18 protein-coding genes are annotated in these 22331 nt (G+C 73.1%); 12 read left to right on the top strand and 6 right to left on the bottom strand.

Features of this window, described 5'->3' with window-relative positions:
• Window positions 1–91 precede the first annotated feature (91 nt).
• Window positions 92–841, bottom strand: coding sequence for a TIGR03089 family protein (locus AB0D48_RS35000; protein ID WP_362406563.1), 750 nt, complete (start codon window positions 839–841; stop codon window positions 92–94).
• Window positions 842–981: 140 nt separating this feature from the next.
• Here AB0D48_RS35000 and AB0D48_RS34995 point away from each other — a divergent pair, with 140 nt between their 5' ends.
• Both AB0D48_RS34995 and AB0D48_RS34990 read left to right on the top strand, forming a co-directional pair.
• Window positions 982–2370, top strand: a complete 1389-nt coding sequence (locus AB0D48_RS34995; protein WP_362406560.1) for a peptidoglycan recognition protein — start codon at window positions 982–984, stop codon at window positions 2368–2370.
• Between the two features lie 219 nt (window positions 2371–2589).
• On the top strand, window positions 2590–3597 hold the full coding sequence (locus AB0D48_RS34990) for a DNA-3-methyladenine glycosylase 2 family protein (RefSeq protein ID WP_362406557.1): 1008 nt from the start codon (window positions 2590–2592) through the stop codon (window positions 3595–3597).
• Window positions 3598–3622: 25 nt separating this feature from the next.
• Here the strand turns inward: AB0D48_RS34990 and AB0D48_RS34985 are convergent, their stop codons facing one another.
• From AB0D48_RS34985 to AB0D48_RS34975, 3 genes are read right to left on the bottom strand one after another with little or no spacing between them, the layout of a single operon-like run.
• Window positions 3623–4942 (bottom strand): coenzyme F420-0:L-glutamate ligase, encoded by a 1320-nt coding sequence (locus AB0D48_RS34985; RefSeq protein WP_362406554.1) that lies wholly within the window; start codon window positions 4940–4942, stop codon window positions 3623–3625.
• Window positions 4939–5898, bottom strand: coding sequence for a 2-phospho-L-lactate transferase (gene cofD / locus AB0D48_RS34980; protein ID WP_362406551.1), 960 nt, complete (start codon window positions 5896–5898; stop codon window positions 4939–4941). Before cofD ends, AB0D48_RS34985 begins: the two co-directional genes overlap by 4 nt.
• Window positions 5899–5930: 32 nt before the next feature.
• On the bottom strand, window positions 5931–6446 hold the full coding sequence (locus AB0D48_RS34975) for a cysteine dioxygenase family protein (protein WP_362406548.1): 516 nt from the start codon (window positions 6444–6446) through the stop codon (window positions 5931–5933).
• 625 nt (window positions 6447–7071) lie between these two features.
• Between AB0D48_RS34975 and AB0D48_RS34970 the strand changes: the two genes are divergently transcribed.
• The 3 genes from AB0D48_RS34970 (at window position 7072) to AB0D48_RS34960 (ending at window position 12714) form a co-directional block, all read left to right on the top strand.
• Window positions 7072–7335: a WhiB family transcriptional regulator gene (locus tag AB0D48_RS34970; RefSeq protein WP_003983763.1), complete on the top strand. Its 264-nt coding sequence runs from the start codon at window positions 7072–7074 to the stop codon at window positions 7333–7335.
• 280 nt (window positions 7336–7615) lie between these two features.
• The gene (locus tag AB0D48_RS34965; RefSeq protein ID WP_362406545.1) at window positions 7616–11218 is read left to right on the top strand and encodes a glycosyltransferase family 2 protein; all 3603 of its coding nucleotides are present in this window, start codon (window positions 7616–7618) and stop codon (window positions 11216–11218) included.
• Window positions 11215–12714, top strand: coding sequence for a DUF5719 family protein (locus AB0D48_RS34960; RefSeq protein WP_362406542.1), 1500 nt, complete (start codon window positions 11215–11217; stop codon window positions 12712–12714). The genes AB0D48_RS34965 and AB0D48_RS34960 overlap by 4 nt, the downstream gene beginning before the upstream one ends.
• Before the next feature lie 53 nt (window positions 12715–12767).
• Here AB0D48_RS34960 and AB0D48_RS34955 read toward each other — a convergent pair whose 3' ends face one another.
• Window positions 12768–13151: a metallopeptidase family protein gene (locus AB0D48_RS34955; protein WP_362406566.1), complete on the bottom strand. Its 384-nt coding sequence runs from the start codon at window positions 13149–13151 to the stop codon at window positions 12768–12770.
• Between the two features lie 174 nt (window positions 13152–13325).
• Between AB0D48_RS34955 and AB0D48_RS34950 the strand changes: the two genes are divergently transcribed.
• From AB0D48_RS34950 to AB0D48_RS34925, 6 genes are all read left to right on the top strand, one after another.
• Window positions 13326–13727, top strand: coding sequence for a DUF3499 domain-containing protein (locus tag AB0D48_RS34950; protein WP_362406539.1), 402 nt, complete (start codon window positions 13326–13328; stop codon window positions 13725–13727).
• 77 nt (window positions 13728–13804) lie between these two features.
• Window positions 13805–15175: a phosphomannomutase/phosphoglucomutase gene (locus AB0D48_RS34945; RefSeq protein ID WP_362406536.1), complete on the top strand. Its 1371-nt coding sequence runs from the start codon at window positions 13805–13807 to the stop codon at window positions 15173–15175.
• A 238-nt stretch (window positions 15176–15413) separates the two neighbouring features.
• A complete protein-coding gene (locus tag AB0D48_RS34940; RefSeq protein ID WP_362406533.1) occupies window positions 15414–15599 on the top strand; it encodes a Trm112 family protein in 186 nt (61 codons plus the stop codon).
• Between the two features lie 69 nt (window positions 15600–15668).
• Window positions 15669–16802, top strand: a complete 1134-nt coding sequence (locus tag AB0D48_RS34935; protein ID WP_362406530.1) for an SIS domain-containing protein — start codon at window positions 15669–15671, stop codon at window positions 16800–16802.
• A gap of 39 nt (window positions 16803–16841) precedes the next feature.
• On the top strand, window positions 16842–17999 hold the full coding sequence (gene manA / locus AB0D48_RS34930; RefSeq protein ID WP_362406527.1) for a mannose-6-phosphate isomerase, class I: 1158 nt from the start codon (window positions 16842–16844) through the stop codon (window positions 17997–17999).
• A gap of 72 nt (window positions 18000–18071) precedes the next feature.
• The gene (locus AB0D48_RS34925; RefSeq protein ID WP_362406524.1) at window positions 18072–18995 is read left to right on the top strand and encodes a cation diffusion facilitator family transporter; all 924 of its coding nucleotides are present in this window, start codon (window positions 18072–18074) and stop codon (window positions 18993–18995) included.
• A 159-nt stretch (window positions 18996–19154) separates the two neighbouring features.
• On the opposite strand, the gene AB0D48_RS34920 is transcribed toward AB0D48_RS34925, so the two are convergent.
• Window positions 19155–21227: a fructose-specific PTS transporter subunit EIIC gene (locus AB0D48_RS34920; RefSeq protein ID WP_362406521.1), complete on the bottom strand. Its 2073-nt coding sequence runs from the start codon at window positions 21225–21227 to the stop codon at window positions 19155–19157.
• Between the two features lie 365 nt (window positions 21228–21592).
• Between AB0D48_RS34920 and AB0D48_RS34915 the strand changes: the two genes are divergently transcribed.
• A partial coding sequence (locus tag AB0D48_RS34915; RefSeq protein WP_362406517.1) for an adenosylhomocysteinase occupies window positions 21593–22331 on the top strand: 739 nt, incomplete at its 3' end.

Raw genomic sequence — 22331 nt, 5'->3', positions numbered from 1 at the left:
GCGACCCGAAGCCCTACGTCTGGACCAAGACCGCGGACGAGATCCTCGAACGCCTCGCCAGCTATCTGAACAGGATTCCTGACTCAGAACACTAGAGGGTGTGGGTGACGCGCTCGCTCTCGATCCGCTGCGCCAGCGCGTCCTTCGACAGCAGGTCCAGGTTCCGGCACAGCACCACGGACCCGCCCGACGCCAGAGGGGCGTACAGCCCGGCCGAGAGGCCGTCCCACGAGTCGTAGCCCAGCCGGCTCAGCACCCGGGAGCCCTCCCCGAGGCCGTGCCGCGCCGCGTCCTCGCGGGCGCGGTCCGTGAGCTCCGCGTACGAGAGCTCCTCGCCGCCGACGACCAGCCCGGGCCCGTCGGGATCTACCGGCACGAAGGGTGCGAAGCGGTCGCCCTGCCCCGGCACCTCCACCGCGTAGTCCGCGAACCCGGCGGGCGGCTGCGGGAAGCGCCCGCCCAGCGGCCGCAGCGCGAGCGCCACGCGCTCCCCTCCGCACGCCAGGGCCCGGTCCAGCGTGTCCGGCCCGCTGACGACGAGGTCGGCGTCGCCCGCGTCCCCGTCCACCTCGGCGACGACCCCGACCGAGGCGCAGGCCAGCAGCCAGACGGCGCTCTGCCAGTGCGCGGGCAGCATCAGCGAGAGCCTGTCCCCGGGCCCGGCGCCCAGGTCGCCCTGGAGCAGATTCGCGGTCTTGGCCACCCAATTGGCGAAGGTGGCGACGGACAATTCCACGCGCTCGCCCGTGGCGTCGTCGTAGAAGGTGACGAGCGGGCGGCCCGGATCGGCGGCGAGCGCGGATCGCAGCAGGTCGGCAGGGGTGCGGTCAGTGGCGTTCACCCGGCCCAGGTTACGCGGGCCCGTCCCCCGTACGGCGGCCCGCGGCTGCGCCGTACGGGGGAGGGGTAACCGGCGCGCCGTCAGACGGGCCGTCAGTTCCCGGATGGCGCCGGGCGCGGACGGTACTCACCATCCTTTTCATGCGTGGATTCCTTGTTTCCTCGATCGGCGTCGCGACGGCTGCCGCACTGGCCCTCCCCGTCGTGCTCCCTACTCCTGCCCTGGCAGAGACCTCCCCCGTCACCCCCGCCGGGTCCACCCAGTCGCTGCCGCTCGTCCCGCTGGGACCCTCGGCGGACCGGACCCCGGGCGTCCCCGGCACGAGCGCCTCGCCCCGCCTCCCCGAGACGCAGGGCCTGGCCGCACGTGAGGTCAAGACGTTCTCGCTGGTCGGCGTCGTCTGGGACGACGTCGCCACCCAGCTCCACGGCCGGGTCCAGGTCCGTACCCGCTCCGTGAAGACCTCCACCTGGTCCGGCTGGCAGGACGTCGAGATCCACAACAGCGAGCACGCGGCCGACCCCGACGCGGCGGAACGCGTCTCGGGCCGGGTCCGCGGCGCCACCGCCCCGCTGTGGGTCGGCGAGTCCGACGGGGTGGAGATCCGCGTCCAGGCGGAAGCGGGAACCCCGCCCACCCGCACGCCGTCCCGGCTCCCCACGGGCATGCGGATCGAGCTGGTCGACCCGGGCGCGGAAGTGCCCGGCGCGGGGGGCGACGGCAAGAACGGCGGCCCCGCGGGCGATGACAAGGGCGAACTGGTGGCGCCCGGCCTGACGATGGAGATGGCCGAGGCTTCCGCGGCCAACCTCCCGCACGCCGAGCTGGGCTCGAACGAGATCGTCGCCCTCGACAAGGCCGACTCCACCGCCGACGCGATCTACGCGAGCGAGGGCGAACTGAGCGCGGCGGCGGCCCCGTTCATCGGCCCGCGCCCCCGGATCGTCACCCGCAAGGGGTGGGGCGCGGACGAGAGCCTGCGCGAGAAGGGCTTCGTCTACACGAACACCGTGAAGGCCGCCTTCGTCCACCACAGCGCCTCCGGCAACAACTACGCCTGCAAGGACGCCCCGGCGGTGCTGCGCAGCCTGTACCGCTACCACGTGCTCAGCAGCGGCTGGCGCGACTTCGGGTACAACTTCGCCGTCGACAAGTGCGGCACCGTCTACGAGGGTCGCGCGGGCGGCGTCTCCAAGGCGGTGCTCGGCGCCCACACCATGGGGTTCAACACCGACAGCATGGGTGTCGCGGTGCTGGGCACGTACACCTCCACGGCGCCCCCGGCGGCGGCGGTCGACGCGGTCGCCCGCCTCACCGCCTGGAAGCTCGGCCTCTTCGGCAGGGACCCGCGGGCGAAGACGACCCTGAGGTCGGGCGGCGGCAACCTCTACGCCAAGGGCACGAACGTGAAGATGAACGTCATCTCGGGCCACCGCGACGGCTTCGCCACGGAATGCCCGGGCAAAAAGCTGTACGGCAAACTCCCGACCACCCGCACGACGTCGGCAAAGCTCCAGGGCCGGCCGTAGCCCCCGGCGGCAGGCGGTGTCCGGGCGCGCCTGCCGCTGCGGGGGCTCCGCCGCAGACTCCGCGCCTCATACGCAGGCGAGGCCGGATGGAGCGGGCCCCGCGGTGGCCGCGGGAGCGCGGGGCGCGGGCGCGGAGCGCCGCAGGGGCAAGGGGCCCGGGGCGGAGCTCCGGGGACGGTGGAGGGGGGGACAGGGCGCCGGCAGGGCTACGCTCAAGGCATGGCCGGCCGCTTCGATCCCCTCACCCGCACCGCAGTCCGCGGCGGCCGCACCGACGTACCCCCGGCCCAGGGCAAACGGTCCGACGCCGGAGCCAAGGAACGCCGCTGGACCCCCGACGGTCCCGTGGACCTCGGGCTCACCCTCGGTCCGCTCAGACGCGGCCCCGCCGACCCCACCTTCCGCACCACCCCCGACGGATCGGTCTGGAAGACGAGCCAGACCCCCGACGGCCCCGCCACCCTCCGCGTGACGGGGCCGAACGGCCAGGAGGTGCATGCCGAAGCCTGGGGCCCCGGCGCCGACTGGATCCTCGAACAGCTGCCCGCACTCCTCGGCGCCGGCGACGACCCCGCCGTCTTCGTCCCCCGCCACCGCCTCGTGCACGCCAGCCACCGCCGCCGCCCGGGCCTGCGCCTCACCCGGACCGGTCTGGTGCTGGAGTCCCTGATCCCCGTCGTCCTGGAACAGAAGGTCACCGCCGACGAGGCGTACCGCGCCTGGCGCCGCCTCGTACGCCAGTACGGCGAACCCGCCCCCGGCCCGCAGGACCCCGCCCTCCGCCTCCACGTCATGCCCACCGCCCGCACCTGGGCGATGATCCCTTCCTGGGACTGGCACAAGGCGGGCGTCGACGCCAAGCGCTCCGCGACGATCGTCCGGGCCGCCCGTGTGGCGAACCGCCTGGAGGAGGCGGCCGCCATGGCCCTGCCCGAGGCCGCGCGACGGCTGGAGGCCGTCCCCGGCATCGGTCCCTGGACCTCGGCCGAGACCCTCCAGCGCACCAACGGCGACCCCGACGCCGTCACCACCGGCGACCTCCACCTCCCCGGCATCATCGGCTACGCCCTCGCCGGGGACCGCGACGCCGACGACGCCGCCATGCTGGAGCTCCTCGCCCCGTACGCGGGCCAGCGCCACCGCGCCGCCCGCCTCGTCCTCCTCGCGGGCCACACCCCGCCGCGCCGCATGCCCCGCATGCCGCGGACGGACATCGGCCGGCTCTAGACCCTGCCCCGGGGGACGGGCGGGCTCAGCGCACCTGGATGAAATCCCCGGCAGACCGCGCCGGCCGCTCCCGCGGCGGCTCCGCCGGGTGGCCCACCGCGACCGCACCCATCGGGTCCCAGTCGTCCGGCAGCCCCAGCACCTCCCGCACCACGTCCCGGCAGAACATCGTCGAGGACACCCATGCCGAGCCCAGCCGCTCCCCGGCCAGCGCCACCAGGAAGTTCTGCACGCCGGCGCCCATCGCGACGACGAACATCTCCCGCTCCGCCGCGTCCCGCCGGGCGTGCCCGTAGTCGTGCGAGCCCTCCGTCACCAGACACGGCACCACCAGGTACGGCGCGTTCCGCAGCACCTCCCCCCGCCGCACCCGCTTGGCGATGGACTCCTCGGACTTGCCGTCCGCCCGCAGATCCGCGATCCACGCGTCCCGCATCGCGTCCAGCAGCCGCACCCGCGAGTCCTCGGACTCCAGCAGGACGAACCGCCACGGCGTCGTGTGGTGCGGGGCCGGAGCCGTCACGGCGGCCGCCACCGCCCGCCGTACCGCGCCCGGGTCCACCGGCTCGGCCGTGAAGGCCCGTACGGTACGGCGCTGGGTCACGGCCTCCCGTACCGCCTCCGAGGTGCCCAGCCGGAACATGTCGTCGGCCGGTGTGCGCACCAGGTCGCGTGCCGAGGACCCCTCGCCCAGCAGGTGGGCCAGCCCGCGTACGACGGCCACCGGCAGCCCGGCCGCCTTGCCCTTGACCAGGTCGCCGGCGGCGGCCAGCTCGTCCGCGGTCGCCACCACCGTCGCGCTCAGCGGGTTGCCGTGCGCGTCCGTCCCTCCGCGCAGGTCGTCCAGGACCCGCACCCCCGCCGAGCCGATCGCCACGTCCGTCAGGCCCGTGCGCCAGGGCCGCCCGAAGGTGTCCGTGACGACCACGCCGACGTCCACGGAGAGCACGTCGCGCACCCCCGCGCGGATCGCGGCGGCCGAGGCGTCGGGGTCCTCGGGCAGCAGCAGCACCGTGCCGGGGGCGGTGTTGGACGCGTCCACCCCGGCGGCCGCCATGACGAGCCCCTGCCGGTTCTCGACGATGCGCAGGGGACCCCGGCGCGCGACCACCCGTACCGTCTCCGCGTCGATGGCGTCCTCGCGCGAGTGCGCCTCCACGATGCGGCCCTCGGCCTTGGAGACGATCTTCGAGGTGACCAGCAGGACGTCCCCGTCCCGCAGGTCGGGCGCGGCCACCGTGATCAGCTTCGCCAGGTCGTCGCCCGGCCTGACCTCGGGTATCCCGTCGACGGCCCGCACCTCGTACGAGGGACCGGGCACGGGTGAGGCGTGCGCGGCGGTCACCGCGAGGCCTCGGCCAGCTCCAGCGCCGCCCTGGCCATCTCGGCGGTGGCCTCCAGGTCGGTCATCATCAACGGCACCGCGCGGCAGGTGATCCCGGCGGCCTCCACCTCGGCGACGGCGTCCGCGTCGGCGGTGTCCACCAGCCAGCCGTCGAGCAGCTCGGTCCCGTAGTGCCGGGCGACCGCGGCGGCCGTGGACTCGACGCCCACGGCGGCCAGCACCTTGTCGGCCATCCCGCGCACCGGCGCGCCCCCGACGATGGGGGAGAGGCCCACGACCGGCGCCTCTGCGGCCGCCACGGCGTCCCGGATGCCGGGCACGGCGAGGATCGTCCCCACCGAAACCACCGGGTTCGACGGCGGGAAGATGATCACGTCGGCGGCCGCGATGGCCTCCAGCACGCCCGGAGCGGGCTTGGCCTGCTCGGCCCCGACGGGGACGACGGCCTCCGCGTCCACCGCGGCGCGCAGCCGGACCCAGTACTCCTGGAAGTGGATGACGCGCCGCTCGCCCGTGCCGGCGTCGGTGACCGCGACGTGGGTCTCGACGCGGTCGTCGGACATGGGCAGCAGCCGCACTCCGGGCTGCCAGCGGTCGCAGAGCGCCTCGGTGACGGCGCTCAGCGGGTAGCCCGCGCCGAGCATCTGCGTACGGACGATGTGGGTGGCGAAGTCGCGGTCGCCGAGGCCGAACCAGGTGGGTCCGACCCCGTACGCCGCGAGTTCCTCCTTGACGGTGAAGGACTCGTCGGTGCGGCCCCAGCCCTGGTCCTCGTTGATGCCACCGCCGAGGGTGTACATCACCGTGTCCAGATCGGGGCACACCTTGAGCCCGAACAGGTGAATGTCGTCACCGGTATTGCCGATGACCGTGATGTCCGCGTCGGGGACTGCGGACTTGAGTCCGCGGAGGAACCGGGCGCCGCCTATACCGCCGGCCAGAACAACAATGCGCATGCACCGAAGTCTGTCAGGCCGCCGGGCCCAGGTCAGGCGGGTACGGACTCCGGGCGGGCCGGCGAGCAGCCGTGCATCGGCATCTCGGTCAGGCCGGGGAAGTAGACGTGGAGGCTGACGGCGCCTTCGAGGGTGTCGTTGACGACCTCGTGGGCGTAGCCGGGGGCGAAGACGCGCTGGGAGCCGGCGCCGAGGGCGAGCCGCCCGCGGGTGTGGTGTTCGGTGAGCTCGCCGTCGAGGACGGTCAGGACGCCCGACGAGGCGCCGTGGTCGTGCCGGCCGCTGCCCTGGCCGGGGACCCAGCTGAGCAGCCAGACCTCGTAGCCGGGGCCGGTGCGCAGCCGGTGGTACCAGCGGGTGGTGGCGTCGTAGCGGACGAGGTGCTCCCAGGAGGCGCGGTCCTCGGCGATGGAGCGGGCGAGGCCGGCGAATTCGGCGACGGTGGCCGGGTGTTCCCGGGCGGGCTGGAGGAGGTGCTGGACGGCGAGGATGTCGCCGGCGATCTGCAGGTCGCTCTCGGTGTTCGCGGGGGTGGTGGCGCTGTTCATCGTGGGGATACCTCGACGGATGTCAGTGGTGCTGGCGGTTGCTGCGGGGCGGCTGGAGCGGTGCGGAGCCGAGGCTCCGGGGGCATCAACAGCTGCAACAGCAACAGCGAAGCTGGGCAGCGCACAGGAACCCACGAATGGGGGTCCGGGTGATGGCTGCGCTCGCTGACATGGGAACAAGGAGAGCGGGTCGAGGGTCGGACTGTCAACCCAATGTCGGGTTTGGGGGAAAAGTTTCACCTCATCCGGTTAATCCGCGCGGAGAAAGGTTTGTGCATGCGAGGTCGGGGCATGTGGCGCTGCACCGAGCTCAAACCACAGCGCCGCCTTCGTGACCGGAATGTGATCTGCGCCGCTTCTCTGGCCGGATCGCAACCCCACCGCAGGGTGAGGCGTGATTAGGGGTAAAGGCGGGCAACGCGTGACGCCAGAGGCATGTGTCACGATTTTTGGCGATATGAACACTTTCTGCATAGGCTTGGTTCCGCAGAGTGAATAAGGGGCCCAATAGCAGATCCCGGCTTGACTGTGCCGGATCCACGCACTTGTAATTTCACTCGTGTCGTTACGTAGCGATCAGTAACGGCAACACCACGGGGACGCACAGACAGAGCGAGGGGCGCACATGACCGAGCTGTTTCAGGAACTGCTGGTCGAGGAGGCGGACGAGGAGCTCGGATGGCAGGAGCGCGCACTGTGCGCCCAGACCGACCCCGAGTCCTTCTTTCCCGAGAAGGGCGGCTCCACCCGCGAGGCCAAGAAGGTCTGCCTCGCCTGCGAAGTCCGCTCCGAATGCCTTGAGTACGCCCTCGCCAACGACGAGCGATTCGGCATCTGGGGCGGTCTGTCCGAGCGTGAACGCCGCCGACTGAAAAAGGCAGCGGTCTGATACCCCCCGGGCACTTCTCGCCGGGTACCTACCGCACCTACCGCACATCGCACGACATATCGAACTGCCCGGCCCGCAAGGCATCGAGCAGAACGACGAGCAGAGCAACGAGCAGAGCAAACGGTCCGCCTCCTGCACCTTCCCCGCAGGAGGCGGACCGTCGCTTTTCCAGCCGTTAGTGTGGGGCGCTGTCCAGCAGCCTCCGAGGGCACACCACCCCCGGACCCTCCTCACCGGACCCTGTCCGGGGGGACCCCCAGGCCGGAGGGCCAGTAGCGCGATGTCCCTGCACAGCCAGTCGGCGGCCTCCTATCAGGCCCCCGCCACACCCGAGTTCCCCCGGCACGTCGTCACCGCGGTCCTCGTCGCCCACGACGGCGCCCGCTGGCTGCCCCGGACACTCGCCGGCCTCCTAGGCCAGGAACGCCCCGCGCAGAACCACATCGCCGCCGACACCGGCAGCGCCGACGACTCCGCGCGGCTGCTCACCGAGGCCTTCGGCGACGACCGTGTCCTGCACCTCGCCCGCCGCACCGGATTCGGCACCGCCGTCGAAGAATCCGCCCGCACCGCCGGCACCCTGACCCCCGAGGACCTCCCGTACCTCAAGCGCCCAAGCGGCTGGGACCCCGTCAGCCGCACCTGGCGCGACGACGCCTACGACCTCCCCGAACTCCCCCACGGCGAACCCGTCCAGTGGCTCTGGCTCCTGCACGACGACAGCGCGCCCGAGCCCGACGCCCTCACCGAACTCCTCCGCGTCGCCGACGAGAACCCCGACGCCGCCGTCATCGGCCCCAAACTGCGCGGCTGGTACGACAAGAAGCAGCTCCTCGAAGCCGGCGTCACCATCGCCCGCAGCGGCCGCCGCTGGACCGGCCTCGACCGCCGCGAACAGGACCAGGGCCAGCACGACCAGGTCCGCCCCGTCCTCTCCGTCTCCACCGCCGGCATGCTGGTGCGCCGCGACGTCTACGACGCCCTCGGCGGCTTCGACAGACGCCTGCCCCTCATGCGCGACGACGTCGACCTCTGCTGGCGCGCCCAGAGCGCCGGCCACACCGTCCTCGTCGCCCCCGACGCCGTCATGCGCCACGCCGAGGCCTCCGCCCGCGAACGCCGCACCGTCGACTGCGCGGGCCGTACGAGCTCCAGCCCGCACCGCGTCGACAAGGCCGCCGCCGTCTACACGATGCTCGCCAACAGCTCCGGCCGCGCCCTGCCCTACGTACTGCTGCGCGTCCTGCTCGGCACCGTGCTGCGCACCCTCGCCTACCTCGTCGGCAAGGCCCCCGGCCAGGCCGTCGACGAGCTCACCGGCCTGCTGGCCACCCTGCTCCGCCCCGGCCGGATCCTCGCCGCCCGGGGGCGCCGCCGGCGCCCCGTCGTCCCCGCCGCCGACCTGCGCCCGCTCTTCCCCCCGCCGGGCGCCTCCCTGCGGGCCAACGCCGAGCAGCTCGCCGGCTACTTCGCCGACGGCCGAGACTCCGAGGCCGCCCCCGCCGGCCGGCACGGCGGCGGCAGCATCCTCAACGCTCCCGGCGAGGACGACTTCCTGGAGACCGAGCGGTTCGCGCGCCTCAAGCGGATCGGCCGCAACCCCGCACCCCTCCTCTTCGGCCTCCTCCTGCTCGTCTCCCTCGCCGCCTGCCGCTCCCTCATCGGCGGCGGCTCCCTCATGGGCGGCGCCCTGCTCCCCGCCCCCGACAGCGGCTCCGCTCTCTGGCGCGCCTACACCGACGGCTGGCAGCCCGTCTCCACCGGCTCCACCGCCGCCGCACCCCCGTACCTCGCCGTCCTCGGTGCCGTGGCCACCCTGCTCCTCGGCTCCACCCAGGCCGCCCTGACCCTCCTGCTCGTCGGCTCCGTCCCGCTCGCCGGCCTGACCGCGTACTTCGCCTCCAGGCCGCTCGTGGAATCCCGGCTGCTGCGCGCCTGGGCCGCCATCGCCTACGCCTTCCTCCCAGCCGTCACCGGAGCCCTCGCCGGCGGCCGCCTCGGCACCGCCGTGCTCGCCGTCCTGCTCCCGCTGATCGCCCGCTCCGCCGTCGCCGCCTTCGCCCTCGGCGGAGCCGAGGGGGAACGGACCGGCTGGCGCGCGGTGTGGACGTACACCCTCCTGCTGACCCTGGCCACCGCCTTCACCCCCGTCGTCTGGCCGCTGGCCGCCGCCCTCGGGGCCGCCGCGCTTGTCATGCGCCGCACTCAGTGGAAGACGTACGGACCGCGGCTGCTCGCCACCCTCGCCGTCCCGGTCCTCGTGCTCGCCCCTTGGTCGCTCGGCCTGCTCACGCACCCCGGACGCCTGCTGCACGAGGCCGGACTGCCCTACGGAACCGGCTCCGCCTCCGCCCTGGACCTGCTCGGCACCAGCCCCGGCGGCCCCGGCACCACCGGCGGCCTGCTGCTGCTCGGCATCGTCCTGGCCGCGCTGGCCGCCCTGCTCCGGACGGACCGGCGGTTCGCCGTCCGCACCGCCTGGGCCACCGCCCTCGCAGCCCTGCTCCTCGGCGTCCTCGTCAACCGCACCGGCTGGGCCGGACCCGCCACGCTCGTCTACGGGCTCGCCCTGCTGGCGGCCGCCGCGCTCGGCGCGGACGGCGCCAGGGAGCGCGTCGCCGCCCGCAGCTTCGGCTGGCGCCAGCCGCTGGCCGCGCTCATCGCCCTCACCGCCGCGGCCGGACCGCTGCTCGCCGCGGCCGCCTGGCTGGTCGCCGGCGCCGACGGCCCGCTCCAGCGCCGTGACCCGGTGCAGGTGCCCGCCTTCGTCGCCGAGGCGGGTGGGGACGACAACCAGACCCGCACCCTGATCCTCGCCGTGGACCCGCCCGCCACCGTCTCCTACAGCCTCGTCCGAGGCTCCGGCGGCCGCCTCGGTGACGCCGAGACCGCCGCCCGGACCGGCAGCGATCCCCGCCTCGACAAGGTCGTCTCCAACCTCGTCGCCGGCTCCGGGGCCGACCAGTCCAGCCAGCTCAGCGCCTACGCCATCCGCTTCGTCATGTTCCGCCCCGGCGGCCCCGAGGAGATCCGCCGCGTCCTCGACGCCACCCCGGGCCTCAGCCGCCGCCACCAGCAGGACGGCACCGCGCTCTGGGGCGTCGAGCCGTGGCTGCCCCGCGCAGTCATCGTCTCCGGCAAGCAGGGCGAGGCCCCGATCCCCGTCGCCGCCGGCCCCGTCGAGGCCCACGGCAAGATCCCGGCCGGCGAGGCGGGCCGCGTGCTGCGCATCGCCGACCGGGCCGACTCCGGCTGGCGGGCCACCCTCGACGGCAAGCCCCTCAAGCCGAAGACCCTCGACGGCTGGGCGCAGGGCTTCGAACTGCCCGCCGGCGCCGGCCGCCTCGACCTCGTCCACGAGGACTCCCTCGTGCGGACCCTCTGGCACTGGGCGCAGGGCGTCCTCGCCCTGGTGCTCCTGGTCATGGCCCTGCCCGGCCGCCGCGAGCGCCTCGACGACGACCTCCCCGAGGAGGAGGCCGCGGTCCCGGGCACGCCCGGCCCGGGCGAGGCCGGCGAGGGCCGCCGCGCCCGTCGCCTGCGGGCCGAGGCCGAGCCCGCCCCCGCACCGGTGGAGGCCGCCGTGTCCGCCGACCCGTACGCGGAGATCCCGGCGCAGCCGGTGTACGGGGACGAGCCGTACGGGGACGACGCGTACGCGTACCAGCCCTACCCGGACCAGGGCGGCTACGCCTACGAGCCCCAGCAGCAGCCGCCGCAGCCGTACGCGCAGGCCCCGGAGTACGAGCAGTACCCGTACTCGCAGCAACAGCAGCAACAGCAGCAACAGCCGGTCCAGGACCCGGACCAGCAGCAGTACCCCTACCCGTACGACACCTACGGACAGTACGACCCGCGTCCGGACGGGAGCCCCCAGCAGTGAAGCAGCGCGCACCCCTGACGCTCGCGGCCGTGACCGCGGCGCTGGCCGCCCTCACGGGCATCGCCGCCCTCACCGCCCCCGCCGCCGGGGGCACCGCGGCCGACGGCAAGGCCGCGGCCGCCGCCCGGATGCCGGTGGAGCGGTCCCTGCTGGTGTGCCCGGCGCCGAGCTCCTCGGACATCGCGGACACCACGTACACGGCGTTCACCCCCGGCGCGGCCGGATCCGCCGAGGGCAAGGGATCGGCCCGGCTGCTCGGCGCCACCAAGGACGCCAAGCCGGTGCTGGAGCCCAAGGAGGCGGGCAAGCCCTTCGGGGCCACCGCCTCCGGCGCCGACGCGCCCGCGCTCACCGGCAGCGCCGACGGGATCCTCGCTCCCGGCTGGACCGCACAGCTGACCACCAAGGTCGCCGTCGGCCGGGCCCGGGGCGTCCTCGGCGCGGGCTGCACCGCGCCCGGCACCGACTTCTGGTTCCCTGCGGTGAGCACCGCCAAGGGACGCGAGGACTTCGTCCACCTCACCAACCCCGACGACGCCGCGGCCGTCGTCGACATCAAGCTCTTCGGCCCGGACGGGGTGGCCAAGCCCGACGCGGGAACCAGCGAGAACATCCGCATCGACCCCAAGTCCAGCAAGTCCGTCCTGCTCTCCTCCCTGGTTCCGGGGGCCCAGCTCGCGGACGCCACCGCCCATGTGACGACCCGGGCCGGCCGGGTCGGCGCCTCCGTGCAGGTCGGCGAGGAGGGTGTGGGCGCCGACTGGCTGCAGGCCGCCACGGACCCGGCGGGCTCCCTGGTCCTGCCGGGCATCCCGGCCGACGCCGTCTCCGTCAGGCTGGTCGCCTTCGTACCCGGCGAGGAGGACGCGGACCTGAAGATCCGGCTGGCCGGGCCGGGCGGTGCCATCACCCCGGCGGGCAACGAACAACTGCACGTCAAGGCCGGTATGACGGCGAGCGTGGACCTCAAGGACGTGACCCGCGGCGAGCCGGGCTCGCTGCTGCTGACCCCGGTGGACCCCAAGAAGGCCTCCCCGCTGGTCGCGGCGGTACGGGTGGTGCGCGGCAGCGGCGCCAAGCAGGAGCTGGGCTTCGTCCCGGCCGCCGCGCCGGTGGGCACGCGGGCGACCGTGGCCGACAACCGGCCCGAGGAGAACGCGACCGTCCTGTCGCTGACGGCGGCGGGCGACAAGGACGCGAAGGTCAAGGTGACGGCCTCCCCGGGCACCGGCGGCGGGGACGCGGCCTCCCAGGAGGTGACGGTCAAGGCGGGCACCACCCAGACGGTGGCCGTGGCCCCTGCGGGCACCGGCCCGCGCAAGGGGTCCTACGCCCTCACCGTGGAGACGCTCTCCGGCGGCCCGGTCCACGCGGCCCGGACCCTGTCCCTCCCGCACGAGGGCATCGCGATGTTCACCGTCCAGACCCTGTCGGACGACCACTCCACGGTCTCGGTCCCCAGGGCCACGGAGGACCTCTCGGTCCTCACCCGCTGACCTGCTGAACCCGCTGACCTGCTGACCGCTCCACGTTGCGGCCCGGACCCTCCCTAGTCCTGGCCGTAACGCGGATCCACCGTCTCCGGTGACAGGCCCAGCAGCTCCGCCACCTGCTCCACCACGATCTCGTGGACCAGCAGCGCCTTCTCGTCCCGCGTCTTGGTGCGGATCTCCACCGGCCGACGGAACACCACGATCCGGGCCGGCCGGCCCTGGCGGGGCTCCGCGACCGCGCCCAGCGGCACCGCCTCGTCGTTCCAGCCGCCGTCCGCGCCGCCCGGCGGCCCCGGCACGTCACCGACCAGGAACTCCACCTCGGCCAGCTGCGGCCAGCGCCGCTCCAGCCGCTCCACGGAGTCCCGTACGAGGTCCCCGAACAGCTCCGACCGGCTCGCCGACAGCGGCACCTGCGGCGGCGCCACCGGCCCGCGCATCCCGCGCCCGTGCCGGTCCCGGCGGCGCGGTCGCGGCTCGGCGGGGGGCTCGGCGGGGCGGGAAGTCAGGGGGCTGTCGGTCACCCCCGCAGGGTAGCCCCCGGTACGACACGGGGGAGTGAGCGGCGGGAGAGTCGTCGCGGCCCGGTCAAGAGTGCGGTACCGTCCAACGTCGTGAGCCTTGTACGTCGCTGTTCGCGCACTGCGTGCGGCCGCCCTGCCGTCGCGACACTGACGTACGTCTACGCCGATTCGACCGCAGTTCTCGGCCCGCTCGCCACCTACGCCGAACCCCACTGCTACGACCTGTGCGCCGAGCACTCCGAGCGCCTGACCGCCCCGCGCGGCTGGGAAGTCGTCCGCCTGTCCGACGGCTCCGCGCCGTCGCGCCCCAGCGGCGACGACCTCGAAGCCCTCGCCAACGCCGTGCGCGAGGCGGCCCGCCCGCCCGGGCGCGCGGCCGAGGCCTGGGGATCCGCCCGGACGGAGTCCGGCAAGGGCCCCGGCCAAGGGGGACCGGCCACCGGCGAGACCCGCCGCGGACACCTGCGCGTCCTGCGTTCGCCGGATTCCTGACACCCCGACGCCTGAAGAGCCGGGCAGTGGGCAGGGTAGGTTTGCCGGACCGCACAGGACCTTCAGGAGGGCAGGCAGTGGCCGCAGATCTTTCGAACATCGTCAAGGCATACGACGTACGGGGCGTCGTACCGGACGAGTGGGACGAGTCCCTGGCCGAGCTGTTCGGTGCCGCGTTCGTCGAGGTCACCGGTGCCCCGGCGATCGTGATCGGCCACGACATGCGCCCCTCCTCCCCGGGCCTTTCCGCCGCATTCGCGCGCGGCGCGGCCGCCCGCGGCGTCGACGTGACCCTCATCGGGCTGTGCTCGACCGACCAGCTGTACTACGCCTCCGGATCCCTGAACCTGCCCGGCGCCATGTTCACGGCCTCGCACAACCCGGCCAAGTACAACGGCATCAAGCTGTGCCGTGCGGGCGCCGCCCCGGTCGGCCAGGACACCGGCCTCTCGCAGATCCGCGAGCTGGTCGAGAAGTGGTCCGACGAGGGCGCCCCCGCCGTCGCGGCCGGCACCGTCCCCGGCACGATCACCGAGCAGGACACCCTGACCGGCTACGCCGCGCACCTCAAGGGCCTGGTCGACCTCACCGCCGCCCGCCCCCTCAAGGTCGTCGTCGACGCGGGCAACGGCATGGGCGGCCACACCGTCCCCACCGTCTTCGAGGGCCTCCCGCTGGACCTCGTACCGATGTACTTCGAGCTGGACGGGACCTTCCCCAACCACGAGGCCAACCCCCTCGACCCGAAGAACATCGTCGACCTGCAGGCCCGTGTCCTCGCCGAGGGCGCCGACCTCGGCATCGCCTTCGACGGCGACGCCGACCGCTGCTTCATCGTCGACGAGCGCGGCCAGGGCGTCTCCCCGTCCGCGATCACCGCGCTGGTCGCGGCCCGCGAGCTGGCCCGCAACGGCGGCTCCGGCACCGTGATCCACAACCTGATCACCTCCTGGTCCGTCCCCGAGGTCGTCCGGGAGAACGGCGGCACCCCCGTCCGCACCCGCGTCGGCCACTCCTTCATCAAGGAGGAGATGGCCAAGACCGGCGCCATCTTCGGCGGCGAGCACTCCGCGCACTACTACTTCAAGGACTTCTGGAACGCGGACACCGGCATGCTCGCCGCGCTCCACGTCCTCGCGGCCCTCGGCAGCCAGGACGGCCCGCTGTCCGACCTGGTGGCCTCCTACGACCGCTACGCCGGGTCGGGCGAGATCAACTCGACCGTCGCCGACCAGGCCGCCCGCCTCGCCGCGGTCAAGGAGACCTACGGCAACCGCGACGACGTCACCCTCGACGAACTGGACGGCCTGACCGCCACCGGCGCCGACTGGTGGTTCAACGTCCGCGCCTCCAACACCGAGCCGCTCCTGCGCCTCAACGTCGAGGCCCGCGACCAGGCCACCCTCGCCAAGGTCCGCGACGAGGTCCTCGCCCTCATCCGCGCGTGATGGGGCGCCGGGCGGGACCGTAGCGCGCTCCGCGCAGATCCGGTCCCGCCCGGCGCTCGGTCCGCACCATCCGGCCCCGCCGGCCGTTGAGGCGCGGAGCCGGGTTTCCCTCCGGCGGAGCCCGGGCCGCGGCGCCACCCGCCCCGGCGGCACCTCCGGAGCGCACAACACCACACCAGAGGTGACTCGGCGGTACGCTGACCACGCCCAATCCGCATGTTCGAAGGGAACGCGCCCCATGCCGCTCGAAGCCGGTCTTCTGGAGATCCTCGCCTGCCCCGCCTGCCACTCGCCCCTCGCGGACAAGTCGGCCGACGAGACGACCCCCGAGTTGATCTGCACCGGCCAGGACTGCGGCCTCGCCTACCCGGTCCGTGACGGCATCCCCGTGCTCCTCGTGGACGAGGCCCGCCGCCCCGCCTAGGCCGCGCCGCACGCCACCGCACCACGAGACGCGCAGACTGGTTCCGTCACACAACAGCCGGAGGCCGCCATGCTCGACGAGTCGCTCCTCGACGCACCGGACGATCTCGCCCGCGCCGACCGGCGGGGCCTGCTCCGAGGTGCCGCCGAAGCCGGAGCCAGGGTCCGCACCGCGGCCCGGCACGCGGCCGAGGCGGGCCTGGGCGACCTGCGCCCCGACGGCCGCCCCCGCGCCGTCCTGATCGCCGGGCCCGGCACCGCCGCCACCGGCGTCGCCGACCTGCTCGGCGCCCTCGCCGGAGCCTCCGCACCGGTCACCCGGCTGGACCCCACCGGCGTCGCGCACGCCGCCGGCGCCCTGCGCTGGGCCCTGCCCGGCTGGGTCGGCCCCGTCGACCTGCTGCTCATCGCCACCACCGACGGCACCGAGCCCGGTCTCGCCGTCCTCGCCGAGCAGGCCTACCGGCGCGGCTGCACCGTCGTCGCCGTCGCCCCCGAGCGCTCACCGCTGAGCGAGGCGGTGGACGGCGCACACGGGCTCCTCGTACCGATGGCCAAGGCCCCCTACCAGGAGTACGACGAGTCCGCCGCGGCCGGACCCGGCGCCCTGTGGGCCCTGCTCACCCCGCTGCTGGTGCTCCTCGACAAGCTCGGCCTGATCTCCGCCGCCCCCGACACCCTCCAGCTCGTGGCCGACAGGCTGGACCGCACCGCCGAGCGCTGCGGACCCGCCATCGCCACCTACTCCAACCCGGCCAAGACCCTCGCCACCGAGCTGGCCGACTCCCTCCCCCTCATCTGGAGCGAGGGCACCGGAGCAGGCCCGGCGGGCCGCCGCTTCGCCGCCACCCTCGCCGAGCTCGCCGGCCGCCCCGCACTGGCCGCGGCCCTCCCCGAGGCGCTTCCCGCCCACGGCGTCCTGCTCTCCGGCTCCTTCGCCGCCGGCGCCGATCCCGAAGACTTCTTCCGGGACCGGGTCGAAGAGCCGCAGGCTCTGCACGCCCGGGTGCTCCTGCTGCGTGACCGGCCGGCCGGCGGACTCACCGCCGCCCCCGCCGCACGGGAGCTCGCCCTCAGCCACGACACGGCCATCAGCGAACTCGAACCGGAGGAGGGCGTGGAGCTGGAACAGCTCGCCGAACTCCTCGCCGTCACGGATTTCGCCACCGCCTACCTGGCGTTGGCTTCCGGGGGACACAGCTGAGGTACGTTCTCGTACCCGGCTCTATCCAGGAAGACGACGATGGACCGCCTCACGAACACGATCCGCCCCTACGCCTGGGGATCGACCACCGCCCTCCCCACGCTCCTCGGCGTCGAACCCACCGGTGAGCCCCAGGCCGAGTTGTGGATGGGAGCCCACCCGGGCGCTCCTTCCCGCATCGACCGCGGCTCCGGTGAGACGGCCCTCTCGGACGTCATCGCCGCCGACCCGGAGGGCGAGCTGGGCGCCGCCGTCGTCGCCAAGTTCGGTCCCCGGCTGCCCTTCCTGCTCAAGATCCTCGCCGCCGGCGCCCCCCTTTCCCTCCAGGTCCACCCCGATCTCGCCCAGGCCAAGGCCGGCTTCGAGGACGAGGAGCGCCGCGGCATCCCGATCGACGCGGGCCACCGCAACTACAAGGACCCCAGTCACAAGCCCGAAATGCTGTGCGCGCTCACCTCGTTCGACGGGCTGTGCGGCTTCCGCCCCCCGGAGCAGGCCGCCGATCTGATCGAGGGCCTGGGAGTCGGCTCCCTCAAGCCGTACGCCGACCTGCTGCGCGCCCACCCCGAGGACGCCGCGCTGCGCGAGGTGCTCACCGCCGTACTGACCGCGGACCGCCAGCAGATGGCCCACACCGTCACCGAGGCCGCGGCCGCCGCCGAGCGCCTGGGAGGCCCGTACACCCCGTACGCCTCCCTGGTCCACGAGTTCCCGGGCGACCCGGGAGTCATCGCGGCCATGCTGCTCAACCACTTCCGACTCCAGCCCGGCGAGGCGGTGTTCCTCGGCGCGGGCGTCCCGCACGCCTACTTCCAGGGCATGGGCGTCGAGGTGCTGGCCAACTCCGACAACGTGCTGCGCGCCGGACTCACCCCCAAACACGTCGACGTGCCCGAGCTGCTGAAGATCGTGAAGTTGGAGCCGGGGGACCCGCACGTCCTGCGCCCCGAGGGAAACGGCGAGGAGGTCTACGAAGCCCCCATCGACGAATTCCGGCTCTCCCGCTTCGTCCTGGCACCGGGTGCGGCCTCCCGCGTGCTCCCGGCGGACACCCCGCAGATCCTGCTCTGTACGACCGGCTCCCCGCGCCTCGGCGAACTGACCCTGGCCCCCGGCGAGTCGGTCTGGGTACGGGCGGGCGAAAAAGCCGAACTGTCCGGAACGGGAACCGTCTTCCGCGCCACTGTGGTGGTCTGACGTAGCGTCCAGGGTGTCAGCTGCAACAATGTGCGGCCGGTAGTCAGTGGCTAGGAAGGACACCCTGCACCCATGAGCGCGTCGGGCGGTACCAAGGCGATCGTGGCGGCACTCGCCGCCAACCTCGCCATCGCTGCAGCCAAATTCGTGGCATTCCTCTTCAGCGGCTCCTCGTCGATGCTCGCGGAAAGCGTCCACTCGCTGGCCGACTCCGGAAACCAGGGGCTGCTCCTCCTCGGCGGAAAGAAGGCCAAGCGCGAGGCGACGCCGCAGCACCCCTTCGGATACGGGCGCGAGCGCTACATCTACGCCTTCCTCGTCTCCATCGTGCTCTTCACCGTCGGTGGCATGTTCGCCATCTACGAGGGCATCGCCAAGATCAAGGAACCGCACCCGATCGAGGCCTGGTACTGGCCCGTCGGCGTCCTCGTCTTCGCGATCGTCGCCGAGTCCTTCTCCTTCCGCACCGCGATCAAGGAGTCGAACGAGATCCGCGGCAGCCAGACCTGGGGCCAGTTCATCAAGCGCGCCAAGGCGCCCGAGCTGCCCGTCGTCCTCCTGGAGGACCTCGGGGCGCTCATCGGCCTGGTCCTGGCCCTCGGCGGCGTCGGCCTCGCCCTGGCCACCGGGAACGGCGTCTGGGACGGCATCGGCACCCTGTGCATCGGCGCCCTGCTGATCATCATCGCGATCGTCCTGGCCGCGGAGACCAAGTCCCTGCTGCTCGGCGAGGCCGCAGGCACGGAAGAGGTCGAGAAGATCAAGGCCGCGCTCGTCGACGGGGACGTCGTGACCCGGGTGATCCACATGCGGACCCTGCACCTCGGCCCCGAGGAGCTGCTGGTCGCCGCCAAGATCGCCGTCGAGGGCGACGACACCGCGACGCAGGTGGCGGACGCGATCAACGCCGCCGAGGGCCGCATCCGCGAGGCCGTCCCGATCGCCCGCGTGATCTATCTGGAGCCGGACATCTATCGTCCGGACGCCGCCAGGTAACCCACGGGCGTACGGAAGGCCTCCGCGAGCCGCACACGGCTCGCGGAGGCCTTCCGCGTTGCAGGCGTCCTGGGCATCGCTCAGAGCTCAGGGCCGCCTCGGGCCCGTCATCAGCCGGGGGCGGTGAGGGACCCGACGAGACGGCGCGGCGGGCAGCGGCTATCGGATCTCGCGCAGTACGTCCAGGATGGCGGACTCGTCCGGAGCCGTCCGGAGCCGCTCCCGGAAACCGCCGTCCACCAGCTTGCGCGACAGCAGCGCCAGGATCCGCAGGTGCTCATCGCCGGCCGAGGCCTCCGGCACCGAGATCATGAAGACCAGCCGGGCCTTCGTCCCGTCCAGCGCGCCCCACTCGATGCCCTCCTCGGACCGGGCGAAGCCCACCGTGGGCCGGGTCACCGCGTCGGTCTTGGCGTGCGGGATCGCGATCGACTCGCCGAGACCGGTCGTACCCTGCGCCTCCCGAGCGAGGGCGACCCGTACGAGCTCGTCCACGTCGCGGACGTTGCCCGTGGCGGCCAGCATCTCGGCCATCTCGCGGATCGCCGCCTCCTTGGATCCCGAGGCCAGCTCCGTTCTGACGGTCTGCCCGGTCAGGTACCCGGAGAGCACCTCCGGTTCCCCGGCCGGGGCAGCGGAAGGGGCGGCAGCCGCGGCGGGCACGGCCTGCGCCCCCGGTACGCCCGCCCCGGCGGCCCCGGCGGCCCCGGCACCCACGCCTGCGCCCGCACCGGCCGGCAGCGGCTCGGGGGCGAGTCCCTTCGGTGCGCCCACGCCGTCCCTGCGCTGCTTGATCTCGATGAGCGCATTGGTGGTCAGCGCGGTGACGATCACGCCCGCCGCGATCGCGACGAAGAACATGGCGACCCCGCCGACGGCGCCGAACAGCGAGACGACCGGACCGCCGTGCGGCACCGAGTCCTCCACCCCCGCCACGCCCGCGATCGCACCGGCCACGGCGCCGCCGAGCATGTTCGCCGGGATGACCTGCGCCGGCCGCGCCGCGGCGAACGGGATGGCACCTTCGGAGATGCCGAAGAAGCCCATGAAGAGGGCGGCCATGCCCGTCTCCCGCTCCTGTTCGCCGTAGAGCCTGCGGCGCAGCAGCGTCGCCAGGCCCTGACCGAGCGGCATGACCGGGATAGCGACGGCGGCCATGCCCATGACCGCGTTGTTGGTCCCGATGAGGCCCACCGCGACGAGGAACGCCGTCTTGTTGACCGGGCCGCCCATGTCGAAGGCGATCATCAGACCGATGAGGGTGCCGAGCACGATCGCGCTGGAGCCGGTCATCCCGCTCAGCCAGCTGGTCAGGTGCGTGAAGACCCAAGAGATGGGCCGGCCGATCACGTAGATGTAGAAGAGGCCCAGAGCCAGGGTCGACACGATCGGGATCACGATGATCGGCATGATCGGCCGGACGAACCGGGGGACCTTGACCTTCTTGATCCAGATGACCAGATAGCCCGCCAGGAAACCGGTCGCGATCGCGCCCAGGAAGCCCGCGTTCGCCTCGGCCTTGTAGAGGGTCGTGGCATCGGCGGCGAGGAAGCCGCCGATCATGCCGGGCACCAGTGCGGGCCGGTCGCCGAGCGCGTAGGCGATGTAGCCGGAGAAGATCGGCAGCATCAGCTTGAAGCCGAGCCCGCCCAGGGCGTTCACGTAGAACCAGAAGCCGCCCTCGTCGAAGGTGATGCCCTCGGAGGTGCTGTGCCCGCCGAGCGCGATCGAGAGGGCGAGCAGCAGACCGCCCACGACCACGAACGGGATCATGTGCGAAACGCCGCTCATCAGCGCCTTGTACGCGACCCCGCGCTCCCGGCCGCCTGTGTCTTCGCCATCGCCGACGCCGGCGGCCGTCGCGGTCCCCGACTGTACGGGCGCGCTCCGCACGCGCTCGATCAGCTCCTCCGGCTTGTGGATGCCGTCCGCGACGCTGGTCGACAGGACCCGCTTGCCCGCGAAGCGCTCGCGGCCGACCTCCGTGTCCGCGGCGATGATGATCCCGTCGGCCTCTCTGACATCGTTGTCAGTGACCACGTTCTCGGCCCCGATGGAGCCCTGCGTCTCCACCTTCATGTCGATGCCGAGCCGGTCGGCGGCCTGCTGGAGCTTCTCCGCGGCCATATAGGTGTGTGCGATGCCCGTGGGACACGCGGTGACGGCGAGCAGCTTCAGGCGCTTCTGCCCGCCCGCGCCCCCGTCGGCGGGAGGGCTTGCCGGACTGGTCACTGGAATCTCCTTCACGCCATGGGGCTCGGGGGATCGCACATGAATGCCGATCCTTCGGCTCCTTCGGCATCCTTCCCCGGGCAAGGTCTGGATCAAAAGTCCGGAAGGCCCCGAACGGTCGCGCCGGAAGATCTCCTACGGGGGCAAGACTTGCCCCTCGGCCGACTGGGGCGCGCTGCGCCGATCGGTGTAGATTCGTCATCAGTGTCAGGCGTCGCTGCTGATGGCGGTCGGGCGGTCTCGCGACCGGCCGAGGGGAGAGAGGGCCCCCGACGGACTGTGCGCGGTGTGCCGCCCCCTGCTCAGGCACGGCAGGCGCACGGCTCAGCCGTACCCACCCTCTCGAACCATGAGGAGCAGCACCCATGGACTTCAAGGTCGCAGACCTTTCCCTTGCCGCTTTCGGCCGCAAGGAGATCACGCTGGCCGAGCACGAGATGCCGGGCCTGATGTCGATCCGCGCCGAGTACGCGGACGCCCAGCCGCTGGCCGGCGCCCGCATCACCGGCTCCCTGCACATGACCGTGCAGACGGCCGTGCTCATCGAGACCCTCGTCGCCCTCGGCGCCGACGTCCGCTGGGCCTCCTGCAACATCTTCTCCACCCAGGACCACGCGGCCGCCGCCATCGCCGTCGGCCCGAACGGCACCCCGGAGAACCCGCAGGGCGTCCCCGTCTTCGCCTGGAAGGGCGAGACGCTGGAGGAGTACTGGTGGTGCACGGAGCAGGCGCTGACCTGGCCGAACACCCCCACCGGCGGCCCGAACATGATCCTCGACGACGGCGGTGACGCCACCCTGCTCGTGCACAAGGGCGTCGAGTTCGAGAAGGCCGGCGCGGCCCCGGACCCGTCCACGGCGGACTCCGAGGAGTACGCGCACATCCTCACCCTGCTGAACCGCACCCTCGGCGAGGCCCCGCAGAAGTGGACGCAGCTGGCGTCCGAGATCCGCGGCGTGACCGAGGAGACCACCACCGGCGTCCACCGTCTGTACGAGATGATGGACGAGGGCACCCTGCTCTTCCCGGCGATCAACGTGAACGACGCCGTCACCAAGTCGAAGTTCGACAACAAGTACGGCTGCCGGCACTCGCTGATCGACG

It is taken from the genome of Streptomyces sp. NPDC048269 (assembly GCF_040652395.1).
Taxonomy (GTDB): Bacteria; Actinomycetota; Actinomycetes; order Streptomycetales; family Streptomycetaceae; genus Streptomyces.
Note: the sequence above shows the minus strand (reverse complement) of the source record. Positions and strands in the feature narration are given on the sequence as shown.